This is a genomic window from Variovorax sp. HW608, assembly GCF_900090195.1.
GTDB lineage: Bacteria > Pseudomonadota > Gammaproteobacteria > Burkholderiales > Burkholderiaceae_C > Variovorax.
Genome location: NZ_LT607803.1, coordinates 3,612,721 through 3,622,128 on the forward strand (window position 1 = coordinate 3,612,721; position 9,408 = coordinate 3,622,128).

Below are 9,408 nucleotides of genomic sequence, written 5' to 3' on the forward strand. Positions count from 1 at the left end.
TGAGGGGTCCTTGAAAGTACATTCCTCGCACCAACCTTGCCAAAAACAATATGAAGGGAAATGAGGATGGAGGGGATTGCGCCCGAACCTTTTCGAGTGCTCTGTCTGGATGGCGGCGGCATGCGAGGCGCCTACCAGGCGGCATACCTAGCAACTTTCGCCAAACGAGCCCGAGCCTCAGGCGATGTGAACTATGAAATAGACGTAGGACGCGCGTTCGATCTCATAGTCGGCACCAGTACTGGAGGAATCGTAGCCTGCGCGTTGGCGGGTGGCGTGCCGCTTGACACTGTGGGGCGCCTGTATCAGGACGCGGGCGACAAGATTTTTCCATACCAACGTTTGCGACGCTGGCCAGTCCTGAGCACCCTGATCCCAATGTTGGGGTGCGGGTTGCGCGCGGGGGATCGCGCGCTCAGGTCGACACTCTCCGAATTTCTTGGAGATGAGACCATCGGCGCGGTCTACGCGCGACGAGGCATCGCCCTGGCCATCCCCACAATCGACCTCAATCGCCATGCAGCGGTGGTGTTCAAAACGCGACATCTTCGGCGCCTGAACGGTCGCGATGACGATCGCAGGCTGGTCGACGTCTGCATGGCCACCAGCGCTGCGCCCATTCTTCGTTCGATGGCGCAGCTCGAGGAACCCGGCGGCAACGGCACCACAGCGACCTATGTGGATGGTGGATTGTGGGCGAACAACCCGGGCCTTGTCGGCATGATGGAGGCGATCGAAATTCTTCACGACCGTGGCGAGCAACGGCCCATCCAGCTCTTCATGCTCGGCACCCTCCCCTCTCAGGGCGGCGAAGAAGAGACAGGCGCGAGCGTGCATCGAGCAGCATGGGGCTGGAAATTCGGGCTGAAAGCTATTGCTGCAAGCTTGAACGCTCAGGCCGTGGGTTATGACTATCTCTGCGGAAAGATGGCAGAACTTCGCGGCGATGAAAGCTTTGCGTTTCGACTGCCAGCTCAGTGCCCGTCAAACGATCTTCGCCACTACTTGGTGAACATGGATGACGCTCGCCCCAAGGTATTGAATGCGCTCTCGCGACAAGCGATCTCGGATGTCGACTATGCCTGGGCGGCAATGAAGAAAGAACCGCGCATGCGTGCCTTTCACGAAGCCCTTTCCCTATCCAACGCTCCACCCGGTAACAACTCGAACAAGGATCAACATGGCTGATATCGATTGCCACGGCGAAATGACCGCATTCCATCGCGACGAAGTGACGCTCTCTTCAGCGCAGCAAAAAGATATGCGCGAACGCAGAGATAACGGTCGAACCCGCCTCCAAAACGGGCTGACAGTAGCCGACCACCCCCAGCCCCGGGAGGTGAAGTCACAGGGGTCGTATCAAATGCGAACCATGGTTCAGGATTCTGGCAATGACTACGACATTGACGACGGCACCTATTTTGAGCAAGACGATCTCAAAGACAGCAACGGAACTGCTCTTTCACCTGTGGCGGCGCGGCAGCGCGTTTGTGATGCGCTCAAGTGGGATGGACGCTTCAAGCAAGAAGCTACGGTAAAGAGCAACTGCGTTAGACAGGAATACGCAGTGGGCTATCACATTGACGTTCCCGTCTATAGGGTGGTCAAAACGGTCAATGGAAGTGGCGAATCGGTCGAACATTACGAATTGGCCAGTGGGGACGATTGGGTCAAATCTGATGCCAGAGCAGTGACACGCTGGTTCAACGATCTTGTTGGTGAGCTGAACCAAGGCGAGAGTGATGGCAGCCAGATGCGCCGGGTAACGAAACTCACCAAGAAGTTTGCGCGCCGCGAGAGCTGGAAAGACGAGACCACCAGCGGAATTTGCATCACCAAGCTCGTCGTGGACCATTTTGTTCACAAGGAGACTCGGGATGACCTTGCCCTTCGGGAAACATGGAAGGCGATCGAAAGTAAGTTGCTCGCTTCCACGGAGGTCAAGCATCCAGTCAATTCGGCCAACCTAGCTGAGCATGGTGACGAGGAGGTCGTCTTCTTTCGCGACTGCCTGAGCAGCGCGCTCAAAACGTTGCAGGTCCTGGATAGCGCCGAGACCACGCGAAAGAAGGCGCGAGAAGCTTGGGACGAAGTCTTCGACACAACGTTCTTCACGGATCGCCCCGACAACGACGTTGATGGCGGCAACGGCAAAGGCTCTGCCATTACCGTTACGACTGTCGAAACCGCGCGCAGGAGCGATGGCGGCGGCCGTTTCGGCTGACACGGCGAGGCTGAAACCATTTGATTGCGAACATCGAGCAGAACCTGAACGCCCAGTACCCTGGGCGTTGGAGGAGGCTTTCGCAGGCTAAGCTTGAACAAGCCCCGTATGGTGGCTCGCGGCACGGCTGGCGCGTGGAAATTCCACCCGAGACATTGCGCATCGGCGGGGTTGACCACTTGATCGTGACGATCGACTCTTCGTTTCCCAACTCACAGCCGCGGGTCTTCGCGCCCCAAGCCGGAAGAGACTTTCGCTGGCCTCATGTTGAGCGAGACGCGCGACTTTGTCTCATAGCTACGCGCTGCGCCGCAGAAGCCGGATCGCGCGTTCTGGATCACCTGCAGGCCGCGATCCAGCTTCTGTGCATGTCAGAGGGAGATTGCCGCCGAGAGTTTGAACGCGAGTTCATGGCCTACTGGAAACTGCGTATTTCGGCCAACGTGACCGATCATTTCGGTCATCGTGACCGACGCCGATGAGGGCGTCGGCAAATGTCGTTTCGGTATCGTGACCGCCCGTTTCGGCGATCGTGACCGCCGGGCCGGCGGCGGGTACTGCGTAGGGGGTGAAGTGTAGGGTCGGGGCGTGAGGTCAGGTCAGGATTTGGCCTCCTGAGTTGTCTTTTTCGTCTTGCTTGCCACACCTGCGTTGCGTCCCGTGCGACGTGATTCGCCTTCGAGNGTGAAGCGCCGGCAGTGCTGCATCAAGCGGTCGAGGATTGCGTCGGCCAGGGTCGGATCTCCCAGCCATGCGTGCCAGTGCTCAACGGGCAACTGGTGCGTGATGACCGTGGCGCGCTGCGCGCTGCGGTCGTCGATGATCTCCAGCAGGTCGGCACGGGTGGATGCATCGATGGCACCCGTTCCCCAATCGTCCAGCACAAGGACGTCCACCTTGGCCAGCTGCTGCAGCCAACGCCGGAAGCTGCCCGCCCCGTGCAGGATGCGCAGCTCCTCGGCCAGGCGCGGCACGCGCAGGTACTGCGCCGAGTGCCCTTGGCGGCAGGCGTATTGCGCCAGGGCACACGCCAACCAGGTCTTCCCCAGGCCCGTGGCCCCGGCGAAGCAGACCGTCTCGCCGCGCTCGATCCACGTGGACAGCGCCAGACCCATCAACGTCGAGCGATCGATGCCGCGGATGCCCTCGAAGCTCGCGTCCTCCAGCGTCGCGGTCGTGTACTTCAGCTGGGCCCGCTGCAGCAGTCGGGTGCGCTTGCGGTCGTTGCGGGCATAGACCTCTCGCTCAACCAGCAGGGCCAGGCGTTCGTCGAAGGACAGGCCCAGGCAGTCGGCCTGCTCGTGTTGCTGCTGCAGCGCGTCGGCGAAGCCTTGGAGCTTGAGGGAGCGCAGTTGGGCGATGGTGGCGTTATTGAGCATGGGGATCAGCGTTGTTTGGTGGTTTACAGGCAGCGAAGGCGTCACGGCGGGTTGCATCATTGGTAGTAGCCCGGTCCGCGCACATTGGCGTGCGCCGGGCTGGTCCATTCGGCGGGCGCTTCCTGGGCGACGAGATCCTGGTTGTTGGCCAGCAAGTCACGCACGTGTCTGTAGCGCACGGTCCCCAGCGCCAGGGCGCGCTCGCACGCCGCCTCCAGCCGTTCCTTGCCGTAGCGCCGCGACAGACTCAGCAGCCCAAGGCAGGAGCGATAGCCGTGCTCCGGATGCTTGTATGTCTGCAGAAGCCGGGTGATGAGTTCGCCGCAGGCCATGCCGATCTGCCGGCCCCACTCGATCAGGCGCTGGGGCGTCCATTGCAGCTGTGCCCGGTGCGCTGCGGGCATGTGTGCTTCGACCGTGGTGTAGCCGCCGCGCCGGTCGCTGCGGACATGGGCGGCCACCCGCTGGCCGCGCAGCAGCAGCTCCACGGCGTGCTTCGTCAGCCGTGCCTCCAGCGTCTGCCCCACCAGCGCGTGGGGCACGCTGTAGTGGTGGCCGTCCAGCTGGACGTGATAGTCAATGTGGACCTTCACCGTCTTGAAGCGGGCGAGTTCATAGCGCTGCGGCGGCAGCGGCATCAAGGACGGTGCGTCCAGCTCGGCGAACACGCTGGCGCGNCTGCCGGGCAGCTTTTGGAACGGGCGCTCGTTCACGCTGGGCAGCAGCTTGGCGATGGCCGCGTCGACCTGGGCGACGGTGTCGAAGCGGTGGTGACGCAGCCGCGCCAGCACCCAGCGGCCGATGATTTGCACCGAACTTTCTGCGGAAGCTTTATCTTTTGGCGAACGCGGGCGCGCCGGTAAAACCGAGGTGCCGTAGTAGCGGGCGAAGTCCTGCACCGTGTCGTTTGCGCGCGGCTCGTAGCGGTCGGCCGAGGCGATTACGGCCGTGGCGTTGTCAGGCACGACGAGCGCCGGTAATCGTGAGGACCGTTTAATGCGAAGGAACTGATGTGGTCCCTGGATCCGAACACGCCCAAGACGGACAGTTCCTTCGCATTGGTGGCTGCACGCAGTCAGAGCGATTCCAGCCAGGCGAGCAGGCTGGCATCGCGTCGCCAAGGCGCAGACTTCTTGGTCGGTGGTGGCTGCAGCCGCTCCAGTGCTTCGCGCTTGGTGTCCAGGTTGGCTTGGGCGTAGTGATAGGTGGTCTCAAGGCTCGCATGGCCCAACCAGCTGCGGATTACGGCGACATCGACTCCAGCGGCGAGTAGATGAACCGCGGCAGCGTGCCGAAACGCGTGCGGCGAAACCTTCTTCAATGCCAGCGTTGGCATCACTTGGGTGGCGGCACGGACGTACTGCGCGAGCTTGAACCGCACGCCTGATGCGCCCAGAGGTGCCCCGTAGCGGTTGACGAACAGTAGTTCATCACCGGTGCGTGGCTGGCGCTCGAGCAGTGCTGAGAGCAAGTCGACCGTCTCCGGCCACAGCGGACAAATGCGTTCCTTGCGGCCCTTGCCGAACAGGCGAACGCAACGTGGTGTATCGAAGCGAACATCGGCGACACGGACATCGAGTGCCTCCTGAATACGTGCACCAGTGTTGTAGAGGAACCATAGCAACGCGTGGTCGCGTTGACCCTCCAGTCGGCCACGGTCGGGCTGCGCCAGGATCGCCTCGATCTCGTGCAGCTCGAGGTCCCGGTGGGCTGGCCTGGGTGCCTTCTTGGTGGGGATTCGCAGCACCTCGGCGCACTGCGCGACGGCCGCAGGCTCGCGCTCGGCGACAAAGGCGAAGAAGCTGTGTAGCGCCGCGAGCCGGCAGTTGCGCGTGCCGATCGACACCTTCCGATCGCACTCGCTGTACTGCAAGAATGCAGCCACTTCGCCGGCGCTCAGCGCCGGCAGAGTGAGGTCGGTGACGCGGCAGTGTCGGTGCGCGGCGACGAAGCGCAGGAACAGTCGCCACGCGTCGCGGTACGAGCGTATCGTGTGCACGGAGGCGTTGCGCTGTTGGACCAGCCGCTCATAGAAGAAGGCGTGCAGCAATGCAGGGAACGGATCGACCGGCTTCATCGCGCTGCTCCCGTCGTGGCGTGCAGCTTGCGCAGTGCCAGTTGCCGGAACCGCTCGCTGGCCAGTTGCAGAAGCTCTTGAGTCACCGTCAGGTACACCAGCGTCGAATGGATGTCCTTGTGGCCGAGATAGGTCGCCAGGTACGGCAGCCGCGCCTGCGGATAAATGCCCTGTCGATACCACGCCAGCATGCGATAGACGACGAATACGTGACGAAGATCGTGGATGCGGGGTCCGCACCTGCCCCGATCCGGCTTGAGCCCGGCTCGCCGAAGAACCCGGACAAGTAGCTTCTCGATCATCACTCGCGAGTAGCGGCCCGCGGCCTGCTGATGCCAGAACAGGCCGCTGCTGCCGTCCTGCGGTGCGCCGGCCCGGCGCCGGGCGTCGAGATACTCGCGCAAGACGGCCATCACGCTGCCGCTGAGCGGCAGCACTCGGGACTTGAAGAACTTCGTCTCGCGCACTTCGAGTAGACCGGCGTCCAAGTCGACGTCGCGCAGATCGAGGCGCGCGAGTTCGCCCAGCCGCAGCCCGGCGCAGCCAGCGAGCACGAGCATGGTGTGAAGCGCGTGCGGGCGCAGGGGTGCGCACGGGGACGGAAAGCTTCCCGCGGTGTCGAGCAATAGGCGTAGCTCCTGCGGGGAGTAGATGTAGGGGCGGCGCTGTTGCTGCTTGGCGCAACGCTTGAGCCGCCGATCCGGCGGAGGCAGATCGATGGTCGGATCGAGTCGTCGCCAGGCGCGCGCGACTGTGCGCGCCGTCTGTTCGCACTCCCAGGCGTCGTTCAGCGTCCGGCTCTGTGCCGCCCACTGCTGCAGCAGCACCTTCGGCGGTTGGCCGGCGAGCTCCGGGCGGCCTTGCAGGAAGCGATCGAAACGCAGCAGGCGCGCCGACTGCGTCTCATAGCGGTAGCCGATGGCGCGCATCAGCTCGACGTGCCGGCGCAGCATGTCGCCCAGAAAGCTGGCGAACCGTGGCGGCGGGCGCAGGGCTTCGAGCGTGCCGTGTGGATCGGCCGCAAACAGCGCACGCACGACCGGGGTGCTCCATCGTTGAGCGTAGCGCTCGCGCAGCTGGGCAAGGGGGTTGATCGGGATCGCCGCTTCGGACTGCAGGAAGTCGAGGAAGCGATCGACGATGCGCGCCCTATGCAGCACCAGATATGACTGCCAGTGCGCCGTACGATCGCGCAGCCAGGCCTGCAGCGTCGCGATGCCGACGCTCGGGTCGTCACGCTCGCGCACGAAGCGCTGAAACCCGCGTAGCACGCACCGGTAGACCGCTACTGTGTCGCGGCTGCGCAGCTTCAGGTGCTTCAGATGCCGCTCGATCGCAGAGTCGTCGTCAGGCCAGGTGTTCATCGCGCGCCCTCCCCAATGAGTTCATCGATCTCCAGAGCCACATCGCGCAACTCGTCCACAGCGAGCTTCAGATACGGCGCTGTCGATGCTGCGGATCGATGTCCCAGCACATCGCCAATGACCTTCGGTGGGACTCCACTGCGCAGCAGGCTGACCGCGCGCGCGTGCCGGAAGGCATGAGGACCCCGCTTGCCGTCGGTTTGCACGCCGGCGGCGTTGAGCCGTCGTTGGAGCTGCGCGTACAGACTGGATCCGCTGGCAAAGCGCCGATAGGGTGCACGTGCGCGAATGAAGATCTCGCGAGCACCTGTTGCGGGCCGACCGTGGCGCAGATAGGCGAGCAGCGCGGATCCGACCGCCGGCAGCAGCGGCAGCACCGATTGCGCGCCGGTCTTGGAATGCCGCACGAACAGTTGATCGCCTCGCCAGTCGATGTCTTCCAGCCGCAGCCGAACGATCTCCCCGGCACGCAGCCCATAATTAGCGAGCAGCAATACGATGGCGTGGTCGCGCAGCCCTGTCGGCGAGCGGTCGGCGCGGCAGATCCGCACGACGTCGTTGATCTGCTGCACCGATAGCGCCGAAGGGATCGACTCCAGCGCGTAGAGTGTCGGCGCCAACACGCGGCTGGCCAGCTCGTCGGGCGTTCTACCACTGGCGTGCAGGAAGCGCAGAAAGCTGCGCAACCGCTGGGCCAGCGACTTGCGTGAGACGCGCCGCAACGAAGGCGCCCGCGCCTGCTGGTACGCGTCGATGTCAGCGGTGCTCAGCGAACGCAGCTCGTCGGCCAACGACTGTTGGCCGTGACGCCAGCACATGAACCGCCGCGCCTCGGCGACCAGGTCGTCAATGGTCTCGGCGGCCATCCCCCTGTCCTGCTCGAGCCACTGAGCGAACTCATCACAAAGCGAGTGGGCAAATGCCTCGAATTCATTGCCTGGCGAGGGCTCAGGCGGCCATCGGCCCATGACCATCCGCATCAGTTGGTGGATGCCTGCGCTGTGCGAGCCGCGCCAGCTTCCCATAGACCGCGGCGCGTGTCCGTGGCGTCGCTGGAATCGTCGTTGCTCGCAGCGCAGGTACTGCTCCTCGTGCAGCGGCTGCAGATCTGCGACAGCGAGCTTGCGCCGCTCGAGGTAGCGAAGGAAGTTCGCAGCGACGGCGCATTGGCGTCGGATCGCGCCTGAGCTGTAACCGGTGTCAACGAGTTGGTGCTTAAGTTGCCTCAGCAGCGCAGCATGCTGTGGCGAAACGCGGTCAAACATGGCGTGTCTCCTTGATCGGGATGCATCCCGATCAAGGGCATAGACGAAACCGCCAAATGACGAGCAGGTGACCTTCTGATGGAAGGGGTGTTCAGAGTGGTGCCGCAGTGGGGGTGACTCTGCTTCGCATTAAACGGTCCTCACGATTACCGGCGCTCGTCGTGCCTGACAACGCCACGGCCGTAATCGCCTCGGCCGATCGCTACGAGCCGCGCGCAAACGACACGGTGCAGGACTTCGCCCGCTACTACGGCACCTCGGTTTTACCGGCGCGCCCGCGTTCGCCAAAAGATAAAGCTTCCGCAGAAAGTTCGGTGCAAATCATCGGCCGCTGGGTGCTGGCGCGGCTGCGTCACCACCGCTTCGACACCGTCGCCCAGGTCGACGCGGCCATCGCCAAGCTGCTGCCCAGCGTGAACGAGCGCCCGTTCCAAAAGCTGCCCGGCAGCCGCGCCAGCGTGTTCGCCGAGCTGGACGCGCCGGCCTTGATGCCGCTGCCGCCGCAGCGCTATGAACTCGCCCGCTTCAAGACGGTGAAGGTCCACATTGACTATCACGTCCAGCTGGACGGCCACCACTACAGCGTGCCCCACGCGCTGGTGGGGCAGACGCTGGAGGCACGGCTGACGAAGCACGCCGTGGAGCTGCTGCTGCGCGGCCAGCGGGTGGCCGCCCATGTCCGCAGCGACCGGCGCGGCGGCTACACCACGGTCGAAGCACACATGCCCGCAGCGCACCGGGCACAGCTGCAATGGACGCCCCAGCGCCTGATCGAGTGGGGCCGGCAGATCGGCATGGCCTGCGGCGAACTCATCACCCGGCTTCTGCAGACCTACAAGCATCCGGAGCACGGCTATCGCTCCTGCCTGGGGCTGCTGAGTCTGTCGCGGCGCTACGGCAAGGAACGGCTGGAGGCGGCGTGCGAGCGCGCCTTGGCGCTGGGGACCGTGCGCTACAGACACGTGCGTGATCTGCTGGCCAACAACCGGGATCGCGTCGCCCAGGAAGCGCCCGCCGAATGGACCAGCCCGGCGCACGCCAACGTGCGCGGCCCGGGCTACTACCAATGATGCAACCCGCCATGACGCCTTCGCTGCCT

At 63.9% G+C, this 9,408-nt stretch carries 7 protein-coding genes and 2 pseudogenes; 4 read left to right on the forward strand and 5 right to left on the reverse strand.

Features of this window, described 5'->3' with window-relative positions; genetic code table 11:
* The first annotated feature begins 66 nt into the window (after nt 1-66).
* The 3 genes from VAR608DRAFT_RS16970 (at nt 67) to VAR608DRAFT_RS38555 (ending at nt 2,706) form a co-directional block, all read left to right on the forward strand.
* Nucleotides 67-1,188, forward strand: a complete 1,122-nt coding sequence (locus tag VAR608DRAFT_RS16970) for a patatin-like phospholipase family protein (protein ID WP_157731029.1) — start codon at nt 67-69, stop codon at nt 1,186-1,188.
* Complete coding sequence (locus tag VAR608DRAFT_RS16975; RefSeq protein ID WP_088955121.1) at nt 1,181-2,224, forward strand: cyclic GMP-AMP synthase DncV-like nucleotidyltransferase; 1,044 nt, start codon at nt 1,181-1,183, stop codon at nt 2,222-2,224. The genes VAR608DRAFT_RS16970 and VAR608DRAFT_RS16975 overlap by 8 nt, the downstream gene beginning before the upstream one ends.
* A gap of 134 nt (nt 2,225-2,358) precedes the next feature.
* Nucleotides 2,359-2,706: an E2/UBC family protein gene (locus VAR608DRAFT_RS38555; RefSeq protein ID WP_443082953.1), complete on the forward strand. Its 348-nt coding sequence runs from the start codon at nt 2,359-2,361 to the stop codon at nt 2,704-2,706.
* A 117-nt stretch (nt 2,707-2,823) separates the two neighbouring features.
* On the opposite strand, the gene istB is transcribed toward VAR608DRAFT_RS38555, so the two are convergent.
* The 5 genes and pseudogenes from istB to VAR608DRAFT_RS17005 all read right to left on the reverse strand — a co-directional run bounded on the left by istB (nt 2,824) and on the right by VAR608DRAFT_RS17005 (nt 8,309).
* Entirely contained in the window at nt 2,824-3,603 is a 780-nt protein-coding gene (istB, locus tag VAR608DRAFT_RS16985) for an IS21-like element helper ATPase IstB (protein ID WP_088954487.1), read from the reverse strand.
* A gap of 56 nt (nt 3,604-3,659) precedes the next feature.
* Nucleotides 3,660-4,583: pseudogene (locus VAR608DRAFT_RS16990) on the reverse strand (Mu transposase domain-containing protein); the annotation flags it as partial.
* A gap of 95 nt (nt 4,584-4,678) precedes the next feature.
* Nucleotides 4,679-5,680: a tyrosine-type recombinase/integrase gene (locus VAR608DRAFT_RS16995; RefSeq protein ID WP_088952378.1), complete on the reverse strand. Its 1,002-nt coding sequence runs from the start codon at nt 5,678-5,680 to the stop codon at nt 4,679-4,681.
* Nucleotides 5,677-7,044, reverse strand: a complete 1,368-nt coding sequence (locus VAR608DRAFT_RS17000; protein ID WP_088952377.1) for a tyrosine-type recombinase/integrase — start codon at nt 7,042-7,044, stop codon at nt 5,677-5,679. The genes VAR608DRAFT_RS16995 and VAR608DRAFT_RS17000 overlap by 4 nt, the downstream gene beginning before the upstream one ends.
* Nucleotides 7,041-8,309: a site-specific integrase gene (locus VAR608DRAFT_RS17005; RefSeq protein WP_088952376.1), complete on the reverse strand. Its 1,269-nt coding sequence runs from the start codon at nt 8,307-8,309 to the stop codon at nt 7,041-7,043. The genes VAR608DRAFT_RS17000 and VAR608DRAFT_RS17005 overlap by 4 nt, the downstream gene beginning before the upstream one ends.
* Nucleotides 8,310-8,455: 146 nt before the next feature.
* Between VAR608DRAFT_RS17005 and VAR608DRAFT_RS17010 the strand changes: the two are divergent.
* Nucleotides 8,456-9,379, forward strand: a pseudogene (locus tag VAR608DRAFT_RS17010) (Mu transposase domain-containing protein); the annotation flags it as partial.
* Between the last annotated feature and the right edge of the window lie 29 nt (nt 9,380-9,408).

Bases quoted from the DNA above. Each gene is read 5' to 3' on its own strand.
- VAR608DRAFT_RS16970 (WP_157731029.1), top strand. From the start codon at position 67: ATGGAGGGGATTGCGCCCGAACCTTTTCGAGTGCTCTGTCTGGATGGC.
- VAR608DRAFT_RS16975 (WP_088955121.1), top strand. From the start codon at position 1,181: ATGGCTGATATCGATTGCCACGGCGAAATGACCGCATTCCATCGCGAC.
- VAR608DRAFT_RS16995 (WP_088952378.1), bottom strand. From the start codon at position 5,680: ATGAAGCCGGTCGATCCGTTCCCTGCATTGCTGCACGCCTTCTTCTAT.
- VAR608DRAFT_RS17000 (WP_088952377.1), bottom strand. From the start codon at position 7,044: ATGAACACCTGGCCTGACGACGACTCTGCGATCGAGCGGCATCTGAAG.
- VAR608DRAFT_RS17005 (WP_088952376.1), bottom strand. From the start codon at position 8,309: ATGTTTGACCGCGTTTCGCCACAGCATGCTGCGCTGCTGAGGCAACTT.